This is a genomic window from Steroidobacter sp. (genome assembly GCF_036406195.1).
Classification (GTDB): domain Bacteria; phylum Pseudomonadota; class Gammaproteobacteria; order Steroidobacterales; family Steroidobacteraceae; genus Steroidobacter.
In genome coordinates, this window is record NZ_DASWVW010000048.1 from 50,463 (window position 1) to 75,231 (window position 24,769).

The following is a 24,769-nucleotide window of genomic DNA, read 5'->3' on the forward strand; positions in this document are numbered from 1 at the left end:
CATCACAAAAAAATTGACTCGGGTCACTATAATCCGCTCATGAGCATGCGCCCTGACCTGACCGTCGCTGCGGTCGTCGAACGCGACGGCCAATTCCTGCTGGTGGAAGAGCGGGTCGGCAACCGCATGGTGTTCAACCAGCCCGCCGGTCATGTCGAGCGCGGCGAGCAGTTCCTGGACGCGGTGATCCGCGAGACCATGGAAGAAACCGCGTGGACCTTCCGGCCGCACGCATTGATCGGCATCTATCTCTGGGAACACACCGAGAAGCAGCGGAGCTTCCTGCGCGTGGCCTATGCCGGCGAAGTCATCGAGCATGATCCGCACCGGCCTTTGGATCGCGGCATCGAGCGTGCGGTGTGGCTGGATCGGGACCAGATCGTGGCCCGCTCGGCGCGCCTGCGCAGCCCGATGGTGCTCAAGTGCATCGACGATTATCTGGATGGCTCACGTTACCCGCTGGACGTCGCCAAGCATGTGTTGAAAGATGGCATCTTGTCCCCAGAAGTACGGGCGCGCACCCTCGAGCACCCGGCCATCAATCGCCTGATCTAGAAGTGGCTGGTGACTAGCGGTTGGTGGCTAGTCAGAGTCTCTTCTTCTCCTGCCGTCGTCGTAATATTGGCGGCTGTGCTTCAGACCATCCACTAGCCACTAGCCACTAGCCACTTCTATGTCCTTAGTCATCGTCGGCATGTCCGGCGGCGTCGACTCGTCCGTCGCCGCGTACCTGTTGCAGCAACAGGGATACGAGGTGCAGGGCTTGTTCATGAGCAACTGGGACGAGGATGAAGACGGCTACTGCACCGCTGCCGAGGATTATCAGGACGCGCGCCACGTCTGCGAGCAGCTCGGCATTCCGCTGCACAAGGTGAGCTTTGCCGGCGAGTATCGCGAGCGCGTCTTCAGTTATTTTCTCGACGAGTATCGTCGCGGCCGCACGCCCAATCCCGATGTGCTGTGCAATCGCGAGATCAAGTTCGGTGTTTGTTACGACTATGCGCGCCGGCTCGGCGCCGAATGGGTAGCAACGGGCCACTATGCTTGCGTCGAACGCGACGCTTCGCAAACTCACGCCCGGCTATTGCGCGGCCTCGATCCCAACAAGGATCAAAGTTATTTTCTGCATGCCATGCCTGGTGAAGCGCTCGCACGCACACTCTTCCCGATCGGCGCCATGGAGAAGAGCGAAGTGCGACGCCTGGCTCGCGAGCTCACGCTGCCGGTGTTCGATAAGAAGGACAGCACCGGCATCTGTTTCATCGGTGAGCGGCCGTTCGCGCAATTCCTCGAGACTTACCTGCCGGCGCAGCCAGGTGACATCGAGACGCTGGAAGGACATCGCGTCGGTCAGCATCGCGGCCTGATGTACTACACGCTCGGTCAGCGCCAGGGCCTGGGCATCGGCGGACGTAACGATGCCGGTGAAGCGCCATGGTACGTGGCTGACAAGGATCTCGCGCGCAATGTGCTGGTTGTCGTGCAAGGTCATGATCACCCGGCGTTGCAGCGAACCGAAGCCTGGGCTTCGCAACTGGCGTGGGTGGCCGGCGAACCACCCGCAACCACGTTCGAGTGCACTGCCAAGGTGCGATATCGCCAGGCGGATCAGGCATGCCGCGTCGACGTTCTGGCTGACGGGCGTTGTCATGTAATTTTTCAGCAGCCGCAACGCGCGGTCACGCCCGGACAGTACGTGGTGTTTTATGTCGGCGACGTCTGCCTCGGCGGCGGCGTGGTCGACCGGACTGCTTGAGCTTTCTAGAAAGTCGACCTGCGTACCGACTATTTGCGTGCCAATCGGCCCGGACATCCCCATACACAGGCCGCGACCGCTATAATCCCGCCGATTTGTCCCGGGGGCATGCAATCGGAGCTTCGCGGCTCTTGAAGGGCGCTTTCGTGGGCGATGAAGCTAATGGGGTGGCCCTACGTCGAGGTGGCACCCCTGGCGCTGCCAGCGCTCGAGCCAGCCGCGCCACTCCCTAATCCTCGCGGAGGACGCATGAAAGACTCGTTCAAGGCGCGCACCACGCTCGCTTGCGGCAATCGGAATTTTGAGATTTTTTCGCTCGCAGCTCTTAAAGACCGCAATGTCGCGCGCCTGCCCTACTCGCTGAAAATCCTGTTGGAAAATTTGCTGCGCTTCGAGGACGGGGTCAACGTGACCCAGGCCGACGTCGACGCACTGCTCAACTGGGACCCGAAGGCAGCGCCTTCCTACGAGATTTCTTACACGCCCAGCCGTGTGATCATGCAGGACTTCACCGGCGTGCCGGCGATCGTCGACCTCGCCGCGATGCGCGAGGCCATGATCAAGCTCGGCGGCAATCCCGACGAGATCAATCCGCTCTCGCCCGCCGAGCTGGTCATCGATCACTCGGTCCAAGTCGATGCTTATGGCTCGCCGCAGGCGCAGGCCGAGAACAACCGCATCGATTTCAGCCGCAACACCGAGCGCTATGCGTTCCTGCGCTGGGGCCAGACTGCATTCCAGAATTTCAAGGTGGTGCCGCCCAACACCGGTATCGTGCACCAGGTAAACGTCGAGCATCTGGCTCGCGTCGTGTTCGACGCCGAGAAGGACGGCGTGCGCTGGGCTTATCCGGACACGCTGGTCGGCACCGACTCGCACACCACGATGGTGAACGGCTTGGGCGTGCTGGGCTGGGGCGTCGGCGGCATCGAAGCCGAAGCGGCCATGCTCGGCCAGCCGGTCACGATGCTCATTCCGCACGTCATCGGCTTCAAGCTCACCGGCACGCTGCCGGCAGGCGCGACCGCGACCGACCTGGTGCTCACCATCACCGAGATGCTGCGCAAGAAAGGCGTGGTCGATAAGTTCGTCGAGTTCTTCGGCGACGGCCTGGCCAATCTGCCGCTGGCCGATCGCGCCACCATCGGCAACATGTCGCCCGAGTTCGGCAGCACCTGCGCCATCTTCCCGATCGACGAAGAAACATTGCGCTATCTGGAGCTGACCGGTCGCAGCGCCGAGCAGATCGCGCTGGTGAAGGCGTATGCGCAGCATCAGGGCATGTGGCGTAACAACGGCGATCCGCAGGCCGACTACACCGACGTGCTGGAGCTGGACCTCGGCACCATCGTGCCCTCGCTCGCCGGTCCGAAGCGTCCGCAGGATCGCGTGCCGCTGCGTACTGCCAAGCAGGTTCATCAAGCCACTCACAAGAAGATGGCCGAAGAGCGTGCTGCCAAGAATCCGAGCGCCAAAGGCGTCGCGACCGCGACGGTCGATGGCAAGACCTTCGAAGTCGCCGACGGCGCGGTGCTAATCGCCGCGATCACCAGCTGTACCAACACGTCCAACCCGGCCGTGCTGATTGCTGCCGGCCTGCTCGCTCGCAACGCTCGCAAGCGTGGACTCAGCTCCAAGCCGTGGGTAAAGACTTCGCTGGCGCCCGGCTCGCGCGTCGTGACCGACTATCTCAACAAGGCCGGCTTGAGCGACGACCTCGACGCCGTGGGCTTCTACACCGTCGGCTATGGCTGCACCACTTGTATCGGCAACTCCGGTCCGCTGAAGCCTGAAATCAGCGATGCAGTGAAGGCCGGCGACGTGATCGCCGCGTCGGTGCTGTCCGGCAATCGCAACTTCGAAGGTCGCGTGCATCCGGAAGTGAAGATGAACTTCCTCGCTTCGCCGCCGCTGGTGGTCGCCTACGCGCTCGCCGGTTCCATGACCATCGACCTGACCACCGAGCCGCTGGCCACCGGCAGCGACGGCAAGCCGGTCTATCTCAAGGACATCTGGCCGACGCCGGCCGAGATCCAGGAGTTCATCGGCAAGTCGGTGGATGCGGCGATGTTCAAGAAGAGCTACTCCAGCGTGTTCGCGGGCGACGAGAACTGGAATGCGATCCGCCTGCCGAGCGGCAAGATCTACGCGTGGGACGAGAAGTCGACCTACGTGAAGAATCCGCCCTACTTCGTCGGCATGACCATGAAGCCGAGTGCCGTTACGGATGTGCGCGGTGCGCGTGCTCTGGCGGTGCTCGGCGACTCCGTGACCACGGACCACATCTCTCCTGCCGGCGATATCGCCAAGACCAGCCCGGCGGCGAAGTACTTGATGTCGCTGGGCGTGCAGCCGAAGGACTTCAACTCCTACGGCGCGCGCCGTGGCAACCACGAAGTCATGATGCGTGGCACGTTTGCAAACATTCGTCTGCGCAACCTGATGGTGCCGGGCGTCGAAGGCGGCGTGACCGTGCACGTGCCGAGCGGCGAGCAGATGAGCATCTACGACGCCGCCATGCGCTACAAGCAGGAAGGCACGCCGCTGGTGATCCTGGCGGGGAAGGAATATGGCACCGGCTCCTCGCGTGACTGGGCCGCCAAGGGCACCATGCTGCTGGGCGTGAAGGCCGTGATCGCCGAAAGCTTCGAGCGCATCCATCGCTCGAATTTGATCGGCATGGGGGTGCTGCCGCTGATGTTCAAGGAAGGTCAGAACGCCGCCTCGCTCGGCCTCACCGGCAAGGAAAGCTTCGAGATCATCGGCCTGAACGGCGGTGCCGCGAAGGTGGTGACCGTGGTTGCCACGCCGCCGAGCGGTGCGCCGATCAAGTTCGAAGCGCGGGTGCGCATCGACACGCCGAAGGAGCGCGAGTACTACCAGCACGGTGGCATCCTGCATTACGTGCTGCGTCAGCTGGCGTCTTCGAGCAAGGCTGCTTAACGCTTCGTTAGCTAAGGAAGATCATGACCGAGCACGTACTCATCGCTGCTGAAGACGGCGTTCTTCGCATCACGCTCGCCAGAGCAGACAAGAAGAACGCGCTGACGCAGGCGATGTATGCGGCGCTCGGTCAGGCACTGGCCCGGGCCGACACCGATGCGTCGGTTCGGGCGGTGCTGCTCGAAGCGGAAGGTGACGCGTTTTGCGCTGGCAACGACCTCGGCGATTTCGCCGCGGTCGCGGCCGGCAAACTGGCCAGGGAAGACATGACGGCATTCAAGTTCCTGTATGCGCTGGCCAGGGTGCGCAAGCCCATCGTGGCGGCGGTTCAGGGACAGGCGGTGGGGGTCGGCGTCACGATGCTGTTGCACTGTGATCTGCTGTTCGTCGCCGATGATGCCAAGTTGTCGGTGCCCTTCGTGAATCTCGGGCTCGTGCCTGAAGCGGCGTCGTCGGCGTTGCTACCTGCGCGCATCGGCTACTCGCGGGCGTTTGCGATGTTTGCGTTCGGCGAGGCGGTCGATGCTCGCAGTGCTGTTTCGCTCGGCCTCGCCAATGAGGTCGTTCCGGTGAGTGAGGTGCGCGCGAAAGCGCTGGCCGCAGCCAAGCTGTTGGCGACCAAGCCTACGGGCGCGCTGCAGGCGATGAAGCAGTTGATGCGGGATGGCGAAGCGCTCGTCGCGTTGATGGCGAAAGAGAGCGAGATCTTCACCGAATGTTTGAAGTCTCCGGAAACCGCTGAAGCGTTGCGCGCCTTCGCCGAGCGCCGGCCGCCGGACTTCAGCAAGATCACCGGCTGAAAATCCTCGAGCGATTCAGTAACCGGGCCGCGGTTTCTTCTTCAGCGGCTTGCGCGGCGTCGGATGACGCTGCAAGCGAATCGGTAGCTGCGGCTCTTCGGGCTCGTCTTCCACCGACCATTTCTCCTTGAACATCTGCATCGCTTCGCTTTGCACGGCCGCGTGACGGTTCGAGAGCATGAGCGAGGATGGCGCACAGACGCGCGCCCGGATCAATCCCAGGTCGGAAGCGGCATCGAACAGGCTCGGATACCAGCTGCGCCAACCGGGCAGCAGGTCCTCCACCTGCTCGCGCAGGCTGCGGCGGTCCGATTTTTCAGGTACGGTGTCGGTCACGGCAGCCCCTTTTACCACAAAGCATTTTCGTTGGAACCCGAGCGCACGCCCATGGCCATGACTCACCCGGCGCCCCGTCTCGAGGGCAGTTGTCTATGCGGCGCGGTCACTTATCAGGTGAACGGCCCGTTCAATATGATGGTGCATTGCCATTGCTCGATGTGCCGCAAACATCATGGCGCCGCGTTCGCAACCTTTGTCGGGGCGCCGCTGATGGGCTTCAAGTGGTTGAGCGGCGAAGACCAGATCCAGTGTTATGCGTCCTCGGAAAAAGGCCGACGCTGCTTCTGCCGTCATTGTGGCTCGGTCACGCCGACCTTGGTGAAGGAGATGGATCTCGCGCTGGTGCCGGCCGGCAATCTCGAAGGCGATCCTGGCATTCGTCCGCAGAGTCATGTGTTCGTCGGCTCGAAGGCATCGTGGTACACGATCACTGACGAGCTGCCACAGCACGAGGAATTTCCTCCGGAGTTCGGTGTCGGTGGCATCACGCGGCCAATCGTCGAGCCACGCGAAGGCGTCGTGCTCGGCAGCTGTCTCTGCAACAGCATCAAGTACGAGATCACCGGGCAGCCGCTGCGTAGCGCGAATTGTCATTGCTCTCGCTGTCGGCGCGGCCGAAGCGCCGCGCACGCGTCGAACTTGTTCTATAAGCTCGATGACTTCCGCTTCACGCGCCAGGATGTGGCGATCGGCGACTACCGCGTGCCCGGGGCAAAATACTTCGGCGTGTCTTTCTGCACCAGATGCGGTAGCGCCGCGCCTAGAATCTCCAAAGAGCGTAACTCCGTGGTGGTGCCGGCTGGAACGCTGGATACGGACCCGGGCATCCAGCCGGCGATGCACATCTACGTCGCCGACAAAGCCTGCTGGTTCGAGATCACTGACTCCATTCCTCAGTATCAGACGTTGCCGGCTTGAGCTGGTACCAGTCGATTTTGCGAGTCGTGAGCATCACCGCGGCGAGCGCGACGAACAGGATGATGGAGCCGAGCAGCAAGCTGTAATCCTCGGACAGCAACAGCATATAGAGCAGGCCATAGACCAGGCCCATGGCGGCGCCAGCGACCATGCCGCGCTGTGCGCTGCGTAGCGCGCCCGCTAGATACAAGCCGATCAGCAACACCAGCGCGGTCGCCGCGACCACGTAGGCCAGCGCAAATGCGATGTGCTCGGAAAGCGCGATCAGCAGTAGATAGAACATGCTGAGCGCCAGTCCCACCAAAAGGTATTGCAGCGGATGCAAGGGATTGCGCGTCACCTGCTCCCAGGCAAAGAACGTCATGAACGTCAACGCGATGAACAGCACCGCATATTTCACGGCGCGCTCGCCGCGTTGATAGATGTCGACTGGCTGAAACAGGCCGACGCCGAAGGCCGATTGCGCCAGCGCCTGGTCGTTGACCTCCCCTTCCTGAAACACCTGGCCGTAGGAACGATTCAACTCCAGCACCTGCCAGCGCGCCTGAAAGCCCTGGTCGCTGATCGTGTGCTCGACCGGCAGGAACGAGCCCCGGAACGAAGGATGGGGCCAATCCGAGCTCAGTTTCACCGCGGTAGCGCTGCCGAGTGGCAGGAACGAAACGGCGCGACTGCCCGCGATCACGGTGCCGAAGTCGAAGGTCGCACCGGGGCTGCGATGCAGCTCGCTCAAGTCGACACTGGCTTCGATACCTCGGTACAAGCCTGGACTGGCGGGCCCGAGCTTGACCTGGCGGCCCGCGAAGTTTGCGTGTTTGATCTCGCGCAGACTGCGCACAGTATCCATGGGCAGCCGCAATCTCGCTTGCGACCAGAGGTAGGTCGCTCCCGATTTCGCTACAAGCTCCTGCAACGTCGAGAAGTCGAACTCGCCCTGCAGCCGCAATGTCGACAGATACACTGGCACCGCATAGATGCCGACGTGGCGCGGTTGCGGCTCCAGCTTCACGTCCACGTCTGCGCTGAGCTGTGCAGGCAGGATGTACACAGCACTGCGCACCAGGCGCTCCTTGTCGTCGACCATCACGGTGTACTCGGTCGGCACGACGAGCATCGGTCCGCCGACGGTCAGCTCGCCGCCCCACCCTTCGGCGACCTTCCGGTAGGCCTGCTCCCGCAGCCCCGCCCGTTCGGTCACCACGCCCATGAGCATCGCCAGCGGGATCAGCATCAACAGTACGATCACCCCGACCAGCGCCGCCTTGGCGGTCACCGATCCCAAGATTCGCATCGCCATCTTCCCTCTCCCATGTGGTTGATTCAGCGCTTACACTGGCGCGCACGATGCCGCTTCCATCGGGCAAATTGCCGGCGCAATTCGGGCAGATCATGACAATCTCATCCGAGGTAATGTCCGACGCGAAACTCCGGTCTAATGCCACGAGTCTTGCTGATAGGCTTCGCGAGAACAGACGATGCTCATTCGACGTCCCCGTCCCGGCGACAGCGCCGCCATCCGCCCTTCGGAGATCACTTCGGAGTCCGTGTACTTGAACCGCCGCAAGCTGCTGCAGGCGGCGCTGGCGGCTGGCGTGGCGGGGATCGGTGCCGCGTGGGTCAGCGATGCCGGGGCAGTCACGGACCTGAATGTCCAGCGCAATCCGAAGTACAGCCTCAGCGATCCGCCCAACAGCTACGAAGACATCACCACCTACAACAACTTCTACGAGTTCGGCCTGGACAAGAGCGACCCGGCCGAGCACTCCGGCCGCTTCAAGCCCGCGCCCTGGTCGGTGAAAGTCAGCGGAGAGGCGGAGAACACGGGCACGTTTGCGCTCGAGGATGTTCTCAAGCCTCACACCATCGAGGAACGCGTCTATCGGCTGCGCTGCGTGGAAGCCTGGTCCATGGTCATTCCCTGGGACGGCGTGCCGCTGGCGTCGGTGTTGAAGCAGTTCAAGCCCACGTCCAAGGCAAAGTACGTTGCGTTCAAGACTGTGCTGCGTCCCTCGGAAATGCCGGGACAGCGCACGCGCACGCTCGACTGGCCCTACGTCGAGGGCCTGCGCATCGACGAAGCCATGCATCCGTTGTCATTGCTCGCCGTCGGCGTGTATGGCAAGACATTGCCGAATCAGAACGGCGCGCCGCTGCGTTTGATCACACCGTGGAAATACGGCTTCAAGGGCATCAAGTCCATTGTCGAGATCCGCTTCACCGAGCGCCAGCCGCCGAGCACCTGGAACATCTCGGCGCCGCATGAATATGGCTTCTATGCCAACGTCAATCCGAATGTCGATCATCCCCGCTGGAGCCAGGCTCGCGAGCGCAAGATCGGCGCCGGCCTGTTCGGCTCGCGCGTGCCAACGCTCATGTTCAACGGTTACGAACAGGAAGTGGCGTCGCTGTACAAGGGCATGGACCTGAAGAAGTATTACTGACCCGCCCGCGTTCGATGCCCTCTTCACTCGTCATTCGCCGCGTCATCAAGCCCGCGCTGTTCGTGCTGTGCGCTCTGCCGCTGCTATCGCTTGTGTTCGCAGCGTTCGAAATCGGCGGCGCGACGCTCGGAGCGAACGCGGTTGAAAAGATCCAGGATACGTTCGGCCAATGGGGCCTGCGTTTCATCGTGATTACGCTGGCCGTCACGCCGCTGCGCGACTGGTTCAATATGCCCTGGCTCGTGCAACTGCGCCGCATGCTCGGGCTGTATGCCTTCTTTTACGTGCTCATGCACTTTGTCACCTGGCTGCTGCTCGACCAGGGCTTGTACTGGTCGGGCATTCTAGAGGATATCGGCAAGCGGCCGTTTATCACCATCGGCTTCAGCGCGCTGCTGATACTGATTCCGCTGGCCGTGACCTCCACCAACAAGATGATGCGCCGCCTGGGCCGGCGCTGGAAAAGCCTGCACCGACTGATCTATCTCATCAGCTTGCTGGCCGTATGGCACTACTACTGGCAGGTCAAGGCGGACACGACCGAACCGCTGATCTATCTCGCCATCGTGCTGGTGCTGCTCGCCTGGCGAGCGTGGAAAGCGCGCAACTCGCTTTTGCAGCGGCTACATCGACGTGCGGATCGTCCACAGCTCGGGGAAGAACCGCAGCTCTAGCGCCTTGTTCAGATAAGACACGCCGCCGGTGCCGCCGGTGCCGCGTTTGTAGCCGATGATGCGCTCCACCGTTTTCATGTGGCTGAAGCGCCAGAGCTGGAACTTGTGGTCGAGGTCGACCAGCTTTTCGGCCAGATCGTACAGATCCCAGTTGTCGTCCACGCTGTGATACACAGCGAGCCATGCGGCGGCGACTTGTTTGCTGGGTTGATACGGCTGCGACCAGTCGCGATCCAGATAGTCCTGCGGAATCTCGAAGCCGCGGTGGCTCAGCAGGCGCAATGTTTCATCGTAGATGCTCGGGCTGTGCAGGGCGCGCTGCAGATCTTCGTATGCTTGTGGATCGCGGCGGTGTACCTCGATGGTGTCGGCGTTCTTGTTGCCGATGATGAACTCGAGCATCCGGTACTGCACCGACTGGAATCCCGACGCGCGGCCCAGGTGATTGCGAAACAGGGAATATTCGGCCGGCGTCATGGTCGCCAGCACATCCCATGACTGTACGAGTTGCTGCTGGATGCGCGACACGCGCGCCAGCATCTTGAACGATGGGCCGAGGTCGTCCCGGCGAATGTGCTCGCGCGCCGCGGTCAGCTCGTGCAGGCACAGCTTCATCCACAGCTCGGAGGCCTGGTGGATGATGATGAACAGCATCTCGTCATGCTCGAACGACACCGGCTTCTGCGCCGTGAGAATCCGATCCAGCCCGAGGTATTCGCCATAACTTTGCGATTCGCCGAGGTCCCAATGGACCTGCTCGTCGGAGAAATCGACCGGATTGCGCCGGCTGGGGGGAGTGTCGGAACTGGCCATGATGTCGGAGGGCGGTGAAAGATGAACGGCAGGGTCGGTCCCCTGGGGGATCGTGTCAACCCTGCCCGCTTTGGTGTGCGTTTGAGGCTATTCGAACATCCAGCCCGGTACCGCCTGCCAGCCACGCAGCAGCTCGCGATCCAGCCGCCGGTACTCGGGCTCATGGTGCTCGACCAGGGCCCAGAACCGCGGCGAGTGGTTCATGTGCCGCGTGTGGCACAGCTCATGGACGAACAGATAGCGCACCACCGCCGGTTCGAGAAACATCAGGCAAACGTTCAGGCTGATGGTGCCCGTCGCTGAACAACTGCCCCAACGCGTGCGCTGCCGGCGGACCTGAATGCGGCTGAAACCCAGCCCCAGCTGCCGCGAGACTGCTGCGAGCTGCACTCCCAACTCGTCGTAGGCCAGGTCGGACAGCCACTGGCGCAAGGCGCTGGCGATCGCTGCCTCGTCATGGATGGGCCCGAAGATCCGCAGCACATCGCCATCGAACAGCTGCGGCCGGATCGACGTCGAGCGCGTGTACTCGTACTCGACCTTGAAGGTGCGACCGATGGCCGGAACATGAATCGCCGTGGGTGGGCCTGCGTTGTCCGGCAAGCCAACCGCACTGAGGTCCTCGACGCGGCGGGAAATCCATTGGCTATGCGAGCCGACGAAACGCTGCACGGTGGTCGAGGACACGCCCGGAGGCACGACCACTTCCACGCGCCCGCCCGGATACACGCGTACCGACATGCGCCGCGCACGACGACTCACACGCACGGTCCAGCGTTCGGGCGACTCCCGCGATTCAAACAGCTGAAGTTGAGCGGACATGAATGATCGAAACGAGGTGGCCTGTCTCAACGAGGACGACTGGCCGCCGTCTGCAACAGCTTTTGCGCCTGGCGATAGTCTGGCGCAAGCACCAGGGCCCTTTCCAGCACATCGCGCGCCGCCACCATCTCGCCGCGCTTCAAGTAGCACTGGCCCAACAATGTCAGCGCCTCGGCATGGCCCCAATCGGGCTTGCCGGGCTGCGAGGGTGGTGCGGCCTCGAACTTCGCGACTACGGCGCGCCAGCGCTCGATCGCGGCTGGATCGCCTTCGCCATCCGGCGAGCACATGGCATTGATGAACTGGACCCGCGGATTCTCGCCACCGAGCGTCACCGCCGTGCGCATGGATTTATTACGCAGGCACGCTGACGAGCCGTTCGTTGTCAGGCTGGGCGAAAACGTGTCACACACGGCTTCGATGGCATAGATGTCGGCCATGCGAGGATCTTTCGAGATGGCATCGCGCGCATGCTGAACACAGCTCTTGGCGGCCTTGCTGGGGCTGGTCTTGATCGCGGCCTGCGCTCGCTCGCTCTGGGGGTCGCTGAGCAACTGCGCCAGCTTCCAGTAGCCGTAGGCCAATTGATAGGACTTCGCGGCCGCCAGCGCGCCTTCGACTTCGAAGTTGGCGAGCTCGCGGAGCATTTCATCGAGGGCGCGGCTGTCGCCGGTGAAAAAGGCAAACTGCAGGCGCGCCACGACGTCGTCGAACTCGGCGGTAGACGCGGCGGGTGCAGAACCCGCGGCCACCAGCAGCAATGGCAGCACCAGCCAGCCCACCAAGCGGGCAACCCTTGCACTACAATTCATGGCTGAAAGATAGCACAGACCTCCACGATGGCAGTTGATCCAGCTCGCTTTTCCGACCCGTCCTCGAAAGTCGCATCCGCTGCGCCCGCGTTGCTGGACATCGGCCTGAACCTGGCTCATGACAGCTTCGATCACGATCGTGACGAGGTCATCCGACGTGCGGCCGAGGTGGGCGTCACCCGCATGCTGATCACGGGCAGTTCTCTGGAAAGCACGCGTGCAGCCATCGCTCTCGTCCAGCGTTATCCCGAGCAGATGCGTTGCACCGCCGGTGTTCATCCGCACCATGCAGTGGAGCTGGACGCGAGCCAATTGCAGGCCTTCAACGAGTTGGCGCGACGCCCCGAGGTGGTCGCGGTCGGTGAATGCGGTCTGGATTATTTTCGCAACTTCTCGCCGCACGACGCTCAGCTCAAAGCATTCGAAGCGCAGCTGGAACTGGCCGCGGAGGTCCGCAAGCCGGTTTTCCTGCATCAACGCGACGCGCACGAGGATTTCATGAAGGTCATGCGCAAGCATCGCGCGCACCTGACGGGCGGCGTTGCACATTGCTTCACCGCCGGTTTGGAGGAGGCCCGCGCGTATCTCGACCTCGACCTGTACATCGGCATCACTGGCTGGATTTGCGATGAGCGCCGTGGCTATCACCTGCGCGAGGTGGTGCGGCACATTCCTGCCGAGCGCTTGCTGATCGAAACCGATGCACCTTATTTGTTGCCGCGTGATTTGCAGCCCAAACCGCCAAGCCGCCGCAACGAGCCTATGTATCTTCCCCATGTGCTGGCCACAATCGCGGCGGCACGGGGCGAGTCCGTGGCAGCGTTGGCGGAAATCACGACAAGCAATGCGTTACGTCTATTCAACTGGCAGACTGCCTGAAACTTCATCGATCGAATCAGCCGGAGACCCACAGTGAACACCGAGCAACTGCTGCGCTATGTCGGCGAGGTCTGGGATCAATCCATCGTGCCTACCTTGTGCGAGTACATTCGCATTCCGAACAAGTCGGCGCACTTCGACAGCGAGTGGGAAAAACACGGTCACATGGACGCCGCCGCCGAGTTGCTGCGCCAGTGGTGCGAGGCCAATGCCCTGCCCGGCATGAAGACCGAGATCGTGCGTCTGCCCGGGCGCACGCCGTTGCTGTTCATCGACGTGCCCGGCACCGGCGCGGCAAAGTCGAGCAAGGATTGCGTGCTCATGTACGGGCACATGGACAAACAGCCAGAGTTCACCGGCTGGGCCGAGGGACTGGCGCCCTGGACTCCCGTCATTCGTGATGGACGCTTGTACGGCCGTGGTGGCGCCGATGATGGCTATGCTGTGTTCGGTTCGTTGCTGGCGCTGAAAGCACTTGCCCAGCAGAACATTCCACACGCGCGCTGCGTGATCCTGATCGAGGGCAGCGAGGAAAGTGGCAGCCCTGACCTGCCCGCCTATATCGATGCCCTGGCGGACCGCATCGGCGACCCCTCGCTCGTGGTGTGTCTGGATGCCGAGTGCGGCAACTACGATCAGTTCTGGTGCACTACGTCACTGCGCGGCAATTTGACGGGCACCTTGCGTGTCGATGTGTTGCGCGAGGGCGTGCACTCGGGCATGGGCAGCGGCATTGCCGCGTCGAGCATGCGCATCGCTCGCGCAGTGCTCGATCGAGTCGAAGATTCGGCGACCGGGCGCATCAAGCTGGATGCCCTGCATGTGAAGATTCCAGAGGATCGCCTGCAGCAGACGGAGGCCGCCGCCGCGGTGTTGGGCGACGAGGTCTATCTGAAGCTGCCGCTGGTGGAAGGTATGCGGCCCATGGACCAGGACCCGGCGGAGCTGCTGCTCAACAGCACCTGGCGGCCGACGCTGTCCGTCACCGGGGTCGATGGCATCCCCAGCCTGCCGAATGCCGGCAACGTGTTGCGACCGTACACGGCCTTCAAACTGTCTTTCCGGCTGCCGCCGATGGTCGATCCGGAGCAGGCCAGCGCTGCGGTCAAGGAAACATTGGAGCGCGATCCGCCATACGGCGCGAAAGTAACATTCGACGCTGACCCCGGCGCCGACGGCTGGAACGCACCCACCACCACACCGTGGCTGGCCGCGGCCATGTCGGCGGCGTCCAGGAACTTCTTTGGCAAGGATGCGATGTACATGGGTGTCGGCGGCACCATTCCGTTCATGGGGATGCTGGGCGCGAAGTTCCCCAAGACTCAGTTCCTGGTCACCGGCGTGCTCGGCCCGCAATCCAATGCGCACGGGCCGAATGAGTTTTTGCACATCGAAACGGGCAAGAAAGTAACGGCGTGCGTGGCGCAGGTTGTGGCGGAGCACTATCACCAGGCCTAGTTAGCGTGATGTGGCGCGATTGCGCTCATCTCGTAACGCGGCCACCCTATCTTCTCATTTGCGCGCTTCGCGCGCATAGGAAGAACGAAACATCTCCTTCGGAGCGCGCCTGCGCGCCAGAGAAAAAGTAGCCTGCGCAAACTCTGAAAGCCCCTCTCCCAACGGGAGAGGGGTTTGGGGTGAGGGGTCAGGAGAGCGGATTCGCCTCCGCGTGACGTTTCACATTCGCCCAAACGTCACCGAACGCCGCCGTAATATTCCCACGCGCCTTATCGACCGGCGGAAAATCATCCGTCAAGTCATCGATCCGCAGCACATTGCGGGGCTTGCCCTTCGGGAATTCGCTGCGTAGGGTGAACAGCAAGCGCCCTTCCACAGGCACTTCACCCGTCAGCAACCGCACCGCGGCCATGCGGTCATACAACGCATGCTGCGGGTTGGGAAAGGTATAGCGCTGCTTCTTGCCGATTGCCGTCCACTCCAGCATCTGATCGCCACCGAAAATCGCCCCCGGACGGTCGAGCAGGTCCGCCACCAGCAGGCCGCGCTGGGTCAGCAGCAAGTAGTGGACATGGATCTGTCCGCCGTTGCCGTTCGGGATGAGCACGTTCTTCAGCATCTCGTAGGCGACGCTGGCGATGGCCGCGTCGATGGCCTTGCGATACCGGTAGGCGCGCACCAGCAGGTACAGCCAGACGAACAGCGCCACGACCGCCGCGGCAACCGCGGCGGGAATCGCCCAGAACGGAATCTGATCGGGAAGCTGCATGTATCGTTAATGCTGTTGCAGTTGCGCCCGCAAAGCCGCCAGGGAGGGTTCCAGTTCCTGCTCCTGGCGCGGCAGCGACAGCAGTTTCGCCAATGCCGGCGGCACCGGGATTTCCTGCCCGGTCTGCGGCTCGACGATGTCGTTGAACTTGGCGGGATGCGCCGTCGCCACGATGACCCAGTGTCCACGCGCGCCACGCGACAACAGCCGCCGATAGACCTTGGCAGCCGTGGCCGTGTGCGGACACCAGATGCGGTTGAGCTCGTGCGAGTCACGCCGCAACGTGCCGCGAATCTCGATGTCGTCCACGCTGGACGCACCGAGCTGGCTCTGCAGTTCCTCGAAATCCGGATGCAACGATCGCAGCCGCTCCATATTGCTCGGATTGCCCACGTCCATTGCCGACGCCAGGGTGGCCACGCTGGGACGCGGTTGCCACTCGCCGGAACGCAGGAAGTCCATCACCGTCTGATTGGCATTGGTCGCGAGCACGATCTCCCCGATGGGCAAACCGACATGGCGCGCCCACACGCAAGCCATGGCATTGCCGAGGTTGCCGGTGGGAATGATGAAATTCGGGCGGCGCCCGAGCTGGCGCCACAGCTCCAGGCTGGCCTTGGCGTAGTACACCATCTGCGGCAGCAGCCGGCCGATGTTGATGCTGTTCGCCGAAGACAGCTGATGCGATTCCTTCAGCGACGGATCCAGGAACGCCTCCTTCACCATGCGCTGGCAGTCATCGAAGCTGCCGTTGACTTTGAAAGTCCGCACATTGCCGCCCCAGCAGGCCAGCTGCTGCGCCTGGCGATCCGAGACCAGCCCGTTGGGATACAGCACCACCACGTCGACCCAGGGCTTGTTGTGGAACGCCGCCGCCACCGCGCCGCCAGTGTCGCCGGATGTCGCCACCAGGATGGTCAGCTTGCGGGTCTCCTTGCGACGGATGCGTTCCAGGGTCGCGGCCAGGAAACGCGCGCCGAAATCCTTGAAGGCGCAGGTGGGGCCATGGAACAGCTCCAGCACCGACGCCGGTGCGGGGGCATGTTCCAGATCCACCAGCGGCGCCGGAAAATTGAATGCCTCGCGGCAGATCGCCCCGAGCTCGCTCGCCAGCGGATCGCCGGCGAAGAACGGCGCCAGCAGGCGCTCGCCGATCTCGGGCAGCTCCGTGGCGCCGTCGAAATCGCGAGTGTTGAAGTGCGGGAATTCGCCGGGAACATACAAGCCGCCGTCCGGAGCGATGCCACGGGCGATGGCTTCGCTCAGCGAAGCTCGATGAGAAGCGTCTCGGGTACTGATGTAGTGCATGGAACGGGACGTTGAGATCGTTGCGGGGGTCCGGCCTGCTGGTCCGTCAATCGACTTGCCCTAGTCAACAATCCTGGCGCCTACGGCGTCGAGCGTGGAAATCCACGCATCGCTGTCCATCTGCTGCGCGGCGAAGCCTGCCACCATCGCGTCGCGGACGCGCTCGGCATGCGGTGCTTCGCACCACGCAAAGATCGTAGGACCGGCGCCGGAGATGGAGCAGCCCAGGGCGCCGTTGTCCATGGCACCTTGCTTGACGGCCTGGAAGCCTGGAATCAGCACCTGCCGCTGCGGCTCGATGATCACGTCCTCCAGCGACTCGCGAATCAATTGCAGGTCGCCGGTGAAGCAGCCGGTGATGAAGCCGGAGATATTGGCCGTCTGCCAGATTACATCCGACAGCTTGACCGTCTTGCTCAGGATGGAGCGCGCCTCGCGCGTGTTCAGCACCATGTGCGGGTGAACCAGCACGCAGCGCACCGTGGGCGGCACCGGAATCTGTTTGACGTAGGGATTGTCGATGCCCACCGTCAGCACCAGTCCGCCGAACAGCGACGGTGCGATGTTGTCGACGTGCCGCGAGCCGCTGGCCACCTGCTCGCCTTTCAACGCGAACTTCAGCTGCTCCAGCAGAGACAGCGACTGCGGCAGCAGCGCGTTGGCCGCGACCACGCCGGCGACAGCCGAAGCCGCCGAGCCGCCGAGCCCCGAGCCGAGCGGAATGCCTTTGTGGATCGTCAGATCGATACCGAAGTCGAGCTGCAGGTCCTGCACCATGCTCAGCACCGCCATGCCGGCCGTGTTCTTCTCCGGATCGAGCGGCAGATCGACGGTGGTTCCAGTGATCGCGCTGATAGTGACGCCCGGCTTCGCGACGCGGCGTGCCGTGACGCGATCGCCGATCGTCTGAAAGCTGTGACCGAGCACATCGAAGCCGACTGCGACATTGCCGATGCTCGCCGGCGCGAATGCCGTCGCCGATTGCCTGCTCAAAGCCTTGCTCCAAGATACGCGCACACGCGCAAAAGATCGCCAAATACGCCAGCGGCGGTCACTTCGGGACCGGCACCGGGCCCCTGCACCACCAGCGGATTCTGGTTGTAGCGCGAGGTCAGGAAGCGCACGACGTTATCGGTGAGATTGATGTTCGCGAAGGTGTGCGAACGCTCCAGCTCGACCAGCCCCAACGACGCCTTGCCGGTGGCCGCATCCAGCGAGCCGACATAACGTAGCACGCGATCGCGGCTGCGGGCGGCCTTCAAGCGCTCCGCCATCGGCCCATCGAACTCCGGCAGCCGGTCGAGGAACTCCTGCGACGAGCACTTGGTGAGCGCCGCTGGCACCAGGCCTTCGAGCTGCACGTCACCCAGCTCCAGGCGCAATCCCATCTCGCGTCCCAGGATGATCAGCTTGCGCGCGAAGTCCAGGCCGGACAGATCGTCGCGCGGATCGGGCTCGGTGTAGCCCTTCGCTTTGGCGGTGCGCACCACCGATGAGAACGGTTCGGAGCCGTCCCAAACGTTGAACAGGTAGGCCAGCGTGCCCGACAGAATGCCTTCGATGCGCCCGATCTGATCGCCGGTATCACGCAGGTCGCGGAGCGTCTGGATGACGGGCAAGCCCGCGCCCACCGTCGCCTCGTATAAGTAGTGAGCATTGCCTTGCCTGCGCGCTTCATGCAACCGCGCATACAGCTCCAGCTCCGAGCTGTTGGCCTTCTTGTTCGGAGTGACGATGTGAATGCCGCTGGCCAGCCACGCCGGATAGCGAGCCGCCACTTCGGAGCTCGAAGTGCAGTCGATGATGATGGCGTGCGGCAGATGATCGGCACGCACGTGCTCGGCGAAGCGAGTCAGGTCCGCCTCTTCACTGTTGGCCGCGAAGGCATCGCGCCAGCCGTTCAGCGGCACTTCCGAATTCGCCAGGTGCATGCGCTTGGAGCCCATGATGCCGCGCACGCGCAGATCCAGCTTCAGGTCGCGCGACAGCCGCTCGACCTGCGAAGCAATTTGATCGAGCAACACGCCGCCGACCGTACCCGGGCCGATCAAGCCGATCGATACCGTGTGCGGCGACAGGTAGAAGCTCGAGTGCACCGAGCGCAGCGCGCGCGACGAGTGCTTGCCGTCGATCACGGCGGAGATGTTTCTTTCCGAAGCGCCCTGCGCGATGGCGCGCACGCTGACCCCCGCCGTGCCCAGCGAGCTGAACACTTTGGCGGCGACGCCGTGCGAGCCGGCCATGCCGTCGCCGACTACCGCGAGGATGCTGCATCCGGAGGCGACTTCGACGCTTTGGATCTGTCCCTCGCGCAACTCGCGATCGAACGCCTGGCGCACCACGGTTTCTGCGCGCGCGGCCTCGGCCTCGGGAATCGCGAAGCAGATGGAATGTTCCGAGCTTCCTTGAGAAATGAGGATGACCGAGATGCCGTGATCGCGCAGCGCGCCGAACAGACGATGCGCGGTGCCAGGCACGCCGATCATGCCGGCGCCTTCCAGATTCACCAGCGCGATCCGGTCGATGCAAGTGATGCCTTTGACTGCGAGCTGCGAGCTGGGCTTTTCGCAGATCAACGTGCCGGCCTTCTCGGGCGCGAAGGTATTGCGGATCCAGAGCGGGATGCTCTTGCGCACCGCCGGTGCCATGGTCTGCGGATGGATCACCTTGGCGCCGAAGTAGGCCAGTTCCATCGCCTCGTTATAGGACAGCGAGTCGATCACCTTGGCATCGGGCACCAGCCGCGGATCGGCGCTGAGCACGCCGTCGACGTCGGTCCAGATGTGAATCTCTTCGGCATCCAGCAGCGCCCCGAAGATCGACCCGGAGAAGTCGCTGCCATTGCGGCCCAGCGTGGTCTGCAGGCCGTTGCCGTCGCGCGCCACGAAGCCGGTGATGATCAAGGTGGCCGGATCGGACGGCGTGATGCGATTCATGTTCGCTTGCGACACATCCCAGCGCACCGCCGGGCCGAGCGGTCCCCATTCGACCGATACGACCTCGCGCGCGTCCACCCATTGCACCGAGCCCGGCCGCCGGCCGCGATGACGCAGGTAGGCCGTGAACAGCCGCGTCGACCAGATCTCGCCGTAGCCGGCGATGAGATCGCGCACCGTCTGCGAGGCCGAGCGGATCAGTTTCACGGTCTGCAGGATGCCGGCGATGTCGCGGCAGTCCTGTTCGAGCTTGGTCATGTACTCGACGCGGCTGCCGTCCGGCAGCAGGGTGTCGGCGATGACTTGATGACGATGGCGCAGTTGTTCGATGCGCTCGGCCAGCGTCGTTTCCTGCTTCTCGGCGGCAATCACCAGGTTCAAGAGGCCGTCGGTCACACCGCGGCAGGCCGAGAGGACGATGCCGAGGCGCGGATGCGGGTCCTGCTCCAGAATCCGGGCCACTCGCTCCATGCAAGCTGCGTCGGCCACGCTCGAACCGCCGAATTTATGTACGCGCCAGCGCTCCACTAGTCTGATCTCTTCTTGATTGAGGATGCCCATCCGCGCGCGCACACCCTCCCGTCTGCCTGACCGGCACAGGATCAGTGGGACTGAGGGGGCGGCGGTTGGGAGGCCGACACTCTACTGACAGCAACAGAACGGCGCAAGCCGCGGTCGTAGCGGCATTTTTTTGCGCCGAAGAGGCAGGTTCAACCCTAAGCCAGCGGGTCCAGCCGCCCGAACGCCAGCAGCGTGGCGGGCTCTTCCTCGCCGGCGGCGGCCGGAAACCCGGGGCGCGAAAAGCACAGGGTCTCGCCGGGATCTGGCTGCACGTTGTTGGCTTGTTCGTTGATGTACATGACGCGCGCGGGACCGACCTGAATCAGGTCTCGATGCCGCAGCGCCCGTCGCAGGATGCGCCGGGAGTTCACGAGCAGGCCGTTGGTGCTGCCCAGGTCGAGCAGCAGGTGCCGGTTGCCATCGCGCACGATCAGGGCGTGATAGCGGCTGATGAACACTGAATCGATGCGGACGTCGGCCTCGTCTCCGCGTCCCACCAGGATGCGGTCGGCTTTTAGCGACACTTCTCGCTCGGCTTCCCCCTGCGCGGTGATCACCAGCTTGGCCTGAGTCTCGGTCGGCGCCAGCGAGGCGACCTGTTGTTCGAGCACCGCGTTCTCCAGGCTCAGGCGGCGGCGCATCCAGTCCAGGTCCTCGATGGCTTTGTCGAGCGCCGAGGTGGTTACCAGCGAAGCACCCTCCTCTCGCGCATGGATCAATGCGCGCGTGCACAGCCTGTTGACGTTGGCTGGCACGCCGAGACTGCAGGCGTGAATCTGCGGCAGCAGCGTGTACGGCATCAGCGCATCGGGATTGGCTGCCCCTGCAGCTCGCAGGCGGTGGGCGACGTACGCCGCCGTCTGGTCTTCGCTAAACGCGCCGAGCGAGAAGCGCGAGACGTTGCCCGTCACCAGCTCGGCCATCCGGGGTGATTCCAGGACCAGGTTCAACGCCGGCTGACCCAGCAACAGAATCTTCAACACGCGCACGCCTTCGTGTTGAATGGTCGCCAGGCAGCGCAATTCCTCGAGCACCGACGGATGCATGCTTTGCGCGTTCTCGACGACGAGCAGGCACAGCCGCCCGGTGCTGGCCTGGTGCGCCAGGAAACGCTCGAGCAGTCGGCGGCGATCGGTCTTGTCGTCGTCCGCGAGCGCGAAGCCGAACTGGCGCAGGATTTCGAGCAGGAACTCGCGCGGCCCGATGTGCTCCCGCTGCACCGTTGCCACCACCACGCGCTCGTCCAGGTCCTTTAAAAGGCGACTGATCAACAGGCTCTTGCCGCAACCATGCTCCGCCGTGACCACGCCCAGACGCGCTTTGGTCCACAGCGAATGGCCCATGAACTCCAGGGCGCGCAGGTGCTGATCGCTGGGAAAGAAGAAAGACTCGTTCGCGGTATCGGCGAAGGGCTCGGCGGCAAGACCGAAGCCAGTGGTGATGGGCAAAACGGCGACGTCGGGTGCGGTCATTGATCGAATTGTGGGACTGTCCGTAACTCGCTGACGAAGTTGATGTTGGAGAATTGTACACGTCCCTGCGCAACGATCGGACAATAATCTCTGCGTGGTCGCAGTACAAGCGATCCTGCGGCCACTGTTGCGCACGCGCCAGCGCCTGCTCAGCATGGCAGGGTTGCATGACATTTTGAGGGTGCACGGATAGTCCAATGCGGATCGCCATCGTTTACAGCAGCGCCAAGTCGGGAGCCTGGCGCGACGCGCTTGCCGCCGAGTTGCCGGACGCGCAGGTCGACATCTGGCAACCCGGCTACACGCATGCGGTGGACTTCGCGGTTGGCTGGGCACCCCCTCCTCAATTCTTCGCCGAGCAGCCGCGCTTGAGAGCATTCCTGTCGGTGGGCGCGGGCGTCGAGAACATCCTGAGCAACCCGAAGCTGCCTGCGGAGCTGCCGATTGTCCGGGTCGAGGACGCCGGCATGGGCGAGCAGATGGCCGACTACTGTCGGTATGAAGTGCTGCGCTGGATGCAGCGGCGGGATGAGTACGCGGCTCAGCAGGCGGCCGCTTTGTGGCGGCCCCTCCCCGCGGCGTGGCGCGCCGAATGGCCCGTCGGGATCTTCGGGCTCGGTGTGTTGGGACGCAAAGTGGCCACCGCGTTCGCAAGCGATGGCTTTCCGGTGAATGCGTTCTCGCGCTCTAATTCGGTTGGCGAGCCGAACGTTCGCTTGTTTAGCGAGGCCCGCGGCGTGGATCAGTTCGAGGCGTTCATGCGCGCGACGCGTGTGCTCATGATCTTCGCACCCCTCACACCTGAAACTCGGAACAAGTTCGATCGCAAGGCGCTGCAGATGCTGCCGCGAGGCGCATACGTGATCAACGTGGCGCGCGGAGCCCTAATCGTGGACGAGGCTTTGCTGGAACTCCTCGATAGTGGACATCTGCACGGCGCGGCATTGGATGTGTTTCATGAGGAGCCGCTGCCGAGACAGCACCGCTATTGGACGCATCCGAAAGTAAGTGTCACCCCACACATCGCCGCAGTGACGCCCATTGTGCCAGCGGCAAGGCAGATGGCCGCGAAGATCCAGCAATTGGTCAACGATCAACCGATCACCGGCATCGTGGAACGCAGCCGGGGTTATTGATGCGAAAGTTCCGTTAGCGGTCGAGATTCAGTTCATGAGCATTGACGCGGTGGAACTGATCGCGTTCGGCGCTGTAATCCCAGCGCTCTGCGAACACTGTCTTCGGATCGGCGCGAGAGATGACGTTGACTGAGTTCGGATGACGAGCGCGTATTCGGCTGGATACCGCCGTGCCTGCCTGCACCACCCAACATCGGCGATGCACATCCGCATGATCCTCATGCAGTGGTGCGATATACGGCAGATGGATGTGCCCACCCATGATGATGTCGGCGCCGGCGTCCGACCATGCTTTGATGGCTTCGCGATGACCGTGCAGGCGATTGTGAGTCTCGCTATCGCGGAGCACGTGGACCGGTTGGTGAGTAACTACGATGCGCAGTTGCTCTCTCGTGGCTGTGGCCAAACGGCGAGATACGCGCTGGATCTGCTCGGCTGAAACCTCTCCATCCTTGTGTCTCGACGGCCGGGTCGTGTTGACGGCAAGGACCATGAGCTGCTCGTCCTGCCATTCCGGCTCCAGGTCCGGGCCGAACACGCGCTCGAAGCCGGCATAGGGATGGAACATGCGAGCGATCACATTGAACAAGGGAATATCGTGATTACCCGGGATGGCGATCAGCGCCTGCCTGGCGATTCGGTCGAAGAAACTACGCGCGGCATCGAACTGAGCACGCCTGGCTCGTTGCGTTACGTCGCCGGAGAGGATCACCAGCGACGGCTGCAGCTCGCTGGCCAGTCGCAGCAGTGCTGCCATCACGAGGGTTTGTTCGGTCCCGAAATGGGTGTCCGAAATCTGCAGCAGCACACTCATTGTCCGGGCTTCGAGGTCGGCACCAACAGCATCAGCGGCTGGGGCGCGACCTGGAACGTCAATGGCGGCGGACACCAGAAGAGCTCGCCGTCCACGGCGACTTTCACGCCGCGGCGACCGACGCGATTCACCACGCGCACCGTCATGCTATGAAATGAAAAGTTGCGCACGCGCTCGTCTTCACCCAACTGTCCCAGCATGCCGCGTGCAGCCAGCCACAACAGCTCACTTGTTCCCACCGGCTCGACGATCACCGCTGCGAGCCGCCCTCGCCGCTTGACGTCTTCGGCTTCTTCCAAGCCGACTTGTTCCAGTTGCAGCACGTTGTTGCCGATGAAGATGCTCGGCGTACGGAGCCGTTCCGCGCCCTGCTCGTACTCTACCTCCACGGCCCAATGCCGATGTTCGCGCAACAGCGTCCGCAAACCGGACCAGAGCGCAACCGAACGGCGGCGGCCGTACTGACGTTTGTACTCTTCGCGATCCTGCAACAGCTCCGGATACAGGCCCAGGCTGGCGTTCACCAGGAATACTCGATCGTTCACCATGCCCACTTGCACGGGCTCGAGGCGAGCAGTCAGCAATGACTGCGCCGCTTCGGCGGTATCCAATGGAATGCCGTGGGCGCGGCTGGAATAGTTGAATGTCCCCTGCGGAATGATGCCGAAAGGACGCCGAGCCGGCAGCACGGCCTGCATGACCGCGTTGATGGTGCCGTCGCCTCCGGCCACGACCACCGCACCCCCGCTGCGCGTGGCGGCATCAGCCGCCTTTTTGGCCACCGACTGCAGCTGGCCGGGATTCTCGATCAATATGAATTCGTGTGGCCGGCGCGCTGTCGAGAGGATGGCCTCGATCTGTTGGCGGGCTTCGTGCGCGTCCTTGGACCCCGAGCCCGCATTGCTCACGATATGAAACGGTGCGTCGGGTGCTAGAACCGGCTCGGCCATGAAGCGCTTGCAGTAACTGCCACGAACTGGTGGGGCCGCCGGTTCAATGCGCGATCCCTCGAGGAAGTTCGACCCAGGAAGTTGGACCCAGGAAGTTGGACCCAGAAAGTTGGACCCGGCAAGCTCGACAGGGGAAGCTCTACTTGCCGACCAGGTGCTTTGTTCAAA

22 protein-coding genes are annotated in these 24,769 nt (G+C 63.1%); 10 read left to right on the plus strand and 12 right to left on the minus strand.

Annotated features, from left to right (window positions below; all coding sequences use genetic code 11):
• Positions 1-39: 39 nt before the first annotated feature.
• The 4 genes from VGE08_RS18975 to VGE08_RS18990 all read left to right on the plus strand — a co-directional run bounded on the left by VGE08_RS18975 (position 40) and on the right by VGE08_RS18990 (position 5,499).
• Entirely contained in the window at positions 40-555 is a 516-nt protein-coding gene (locus VGE08_RS18975; protein ID WP_331069482.1) for an NUDIX hydrolase, read from the plus strand.
• A gap of 118 nt (positions 556-673) precedes the next feature.
• Entirely contained in the window at positions 674-1,756 is a 1,083-nt protein-coding gene (mnmA, locus tag VGE08_RS18980; protein ID WP_331069483.1) for a tRNA 2-thiouridine(34) synthase MnmA, read from the plus strand.
• 249 nt (positions 1,757-2,005) lie between these two features.
• Positions 2,006-4,699, plus strand: coding sequence for an aconitate hydratase AcnA (gene acnA / locus VGE08_RS18985; RefSeq protein WP_331069484.1), 2,694 nt, complete (start codon positions 2,006-2,008; stop codon positions 4,697-4,699).
• Positions 4,700-4,722: 23 nt separating this feature from the next.
• Complete coding sequence (locus VGE08_RS18990) at positions 4,723-5,499, plus strand: enoyl-CoA hydratase-related protein (RefSeq protein WP_331069485.1); 777 nt, start codon at positions 4,723-4,725, stop codon at positions 5,497-5,499.
• 15 nt (positions 5,500-5,514) lie between these two features.
• Here the strand turns inward: VGE08_RS18990 and VGE08_RS18995 are convergent, their stop codons facing one another.
• A complete protein-coding gene (locus VGE08_RS18995) occupies positions 5,515-5,835 on the minus strand; it encodes a hypothetical protein (RefSeq protein ID WP_331069486.1) in 321 nt (106 codons plus the stop codon).
• Positions 5,836-5,886: 51 nt separating this feature from the next.
• Between VGE08_RS18995 and VGE08_RS19000 the strand changes: the two genes are divergently transcribed.
• Entirely contained in the window at positions 5,887-6,756 is an 870-nt protein-coding gene (locus VGE08_RS19000; protein WP_331069487.1) for a GFA family protein, read from the plus strand.
• Here the strand turns inward: VGE08_RS19000 and creD are convergent.
• Positions 6,716-8,053, minus strand: coding sequence for a cell envelope integrity protein CreD (gene creD, locus VGE08_RS19005; protein ID WP_331069488.1), 1,338 nt, complete (start codon positions 8,051-8,053; stop codon positions 6,716-6,718). The genes VGE08_RS19000 and creD overlap by 41 nt on opposite strands.
• A 178-nt stretch (positions 8,054-8,231) precedes the next feature.
• On the opposite strand from creD, the gene msrP reads away from it, so the two are divergent.
• Both msrP and VGE08_RS19015 read left to right on the plus strand, forming a co-directional pair.
• Complete coding sequence (gene msrP, locus VGE08_RS19010) at positions 8,232-9,197, plus strand: protein-methionine-sulfoxide reductase catalytic subunit MsrP (RefSeq protein WP_331069489.1); 966 nt, start codon at positions 8,232-8,234, stop codon at positions 9,195-9,197.
• Positions 9,198-9,211: 14 nt separating this feature from the next.
• Positions 9,212-9,871, plus strand: coding sequence for a protein-methionine-sulfoxide reductase heme-binding subunit MsrQ (locus VGE08_RS19015; protein ID WP_331069490.1), 660 nt, complete (start codon positions 9,212-9,214; stop codon positions 9,869-9,871).
• Here the strand turns inward: VGE08_RS19015 and kynA are convergent.
• From kynA to VGE08_RS19030, 3 genes are all read right to left on the minus strand, one after another.
• Entirely contained in the window at positions 9,821-10,684 is an 864-nt protein-coding gene (kynA, locus tag VGE08_RS19020) for a tryptophan 2,3-dioxygenase (RefSeq protein WP_331069491.1), read from the minus strand. The genes VGE08_RS19015 and kynA overlap by 51 nt on opposite strands.
• A gap of 87 nt (positions 10,685-10,771) precedes the next feature.
• Positions 10,772-11,506 carry a SprT family zinc-dependent metalloprotease gene (locus tag VGE08_RS19025; RefSeq protein WP_331069492.1) on the minus strand — a complete coding sequence of 245 codons (735 nt, stop codon included), beginning with the start codon at positions 11,504-11,506 and terminating at the stop codon, positions 10,772-10,774.
• Between the two features lie 26 nt (positions 11,507-11,532).
• Positions 11,533-12,318 carry a tetratricopeptide repeat protein gene (locus tag VGE08_RS19030; RefSeq protein ID WP_331069493.1) on the minus strand — a complete coding sequence of 262 codons (786 nt, stop codon included), beginning with the start codon at positions 12,316-12,318 and terminating at the stop codon, positions 11,533-11,535.
• A gap of 27 nt (positions 12,319-12,345) precedes the next feature.
• On the opposite strand from VGE08_RS19030, the gene VGE08_RS19035 reads away from it, so the two are divergent.
• Complete coding sequence (locus VGE08_RS19035) at positions 12,346-13,197, plus strand: TatD family hydrolase (protein WP_331069494.1); 852 nt, start codon at positions 12,346-12,348, stop codon at positions 13,195-13,197.
• Positions 13,198-13,230: 33 nt separating this feature from the next.
• On the plus strand, positions 13,231-14,655 hold the full coding sequence (locus VGE08_RS19040) for a M20 family metallopeptidase (protein ID WP_331069495.1): 1,425 nt from the start codon (positions 13,231-13,233) through the stop codon (positions 14,653-14,655).
• Between the two features lie 187 nt (positions 14,656-14,842).
• On the opposite strand, the gene VGE08_RS19045 is transcribed toward VGE08_RS19040, so the two are convergent.
• From VGE08_RS19045 to VGE08_RS19065, 5 genes are all read right to left on the minus strand, one after another.
• On the minus strand, positions 14,843-15,424 hold the full coding sequence (locus VGE08_RS19045) for an NERD domain-containing protein (RefSeq protein ID WP_331069496.1): 582 nt from the start codon (positions 15,422-15,424) through the stop codon (positions 14,843-14,845).
• Between the two features lie 6 nt (positions 15,425-15,430).
• Positions 15,431-16,732 (minus strand): threonine synthase, encoded by a 1,302-nt coding sequence (thrC, locus tag VGE08_RS19050; protein ID WP_331069497.1) that lies wholly within the window; start codon positions 16,730-16,732, stop codon positions 15,431-15,433.
• Between the two features lie 60 nt (positions 16,733-16,792).
• Positions 16,793-17,725 carry a homoserine kinase gene (locus VGE08_RS19055; RefSeq protein WP_331069498.1) on the minus strand — a complete coding sequence of 311 codons (933 nt, stop codon included), beginning with the start codon at positions 17,723-17,725 and terminating at the stop codon, positions 16,793-16,795.
• Positions 17,722-20,229 carry a bifunctional aspartate kinase/homoserine dehydrogenase I gene (thrA, locus tag VGE08_RS19060; RefSeq protein ID WP_331069603.1) on the minus strand — a complete coding sequence of 836 codons (2,508 nt, stop codon included), beginning with the start codon at positions 20,227-20,229 and terminating at the stop codon, positions 17,722-17,724. The genes VGE08_RS19055 and thrA overlap by 4 nt, the downstream gene beginning before the upstream one ends.
• A 155-nt stretch (positions 20,230-20,384) precedes the next feature.
• Positions 20,385-21,701, minus strand: coding sequence for an AAA family ATPase (locus VGE08_RS19065; protein WP_331069499.1), 1,317 nt, complete (start codon positions 21,699-21,701; stop codon positions 20,385-20,387).
• Positions 21,702-21,898: 197 nt separating this feature from the next.
• Between VGE08_RS19065 and VGE08_RS19070 the strand changes: the two genes are divergently transcribed.
• On the plus strand, positions 21,899-22,837 hold the full coding sequence (locus VGE08_RS19070) for a glyoxylate/hydroxypyruvate reductase A (RefSeq protein WP_331069500.1): 939 nt from the start codon (positions 21,899-21,901) through the stop codon (positions 22,835-22,837).
• A gap of 13 nt (positions 22,838-22,850) precedes the next feature.
• Here VGE08_RS19070 and VGE08_RS19075 read toward each other — a convergent pair whose 3' ends face one another.
• Together VGE08_RS19075 and VGE08_RS19080 are read right to left on the minus strand one after the other, a co-directional pair.
• Positions 22,851-23,651 carry a metallophosphoesterase family protein gene (locus VGE08_RS19075; protein WP_331069501.1) on the minus strand — a complete coding sequence of 267 codons (801 nt, stop codon included), beginning with the start codon at positions 23,649-23,651 and terminating at the stop codon, positions 22,851-22,853.
• A complete protein-coding gene (locus VGE08_RS19080) occupies positions 23,648-24,601 on the minus strand; it encodes a diacylglycerol/lipid kinase family protein (protein WP_331069502.1) in 954 nt (317 codons plus the stop codon). The genes VGE08_RS19075 and VGE08_RS19080 overlap by 4 nt, the downstream gene beginning before the upstream one ends.
• Between the last annotated feature and the right edge of the window lie 168 nt (positions 24,602-24,769).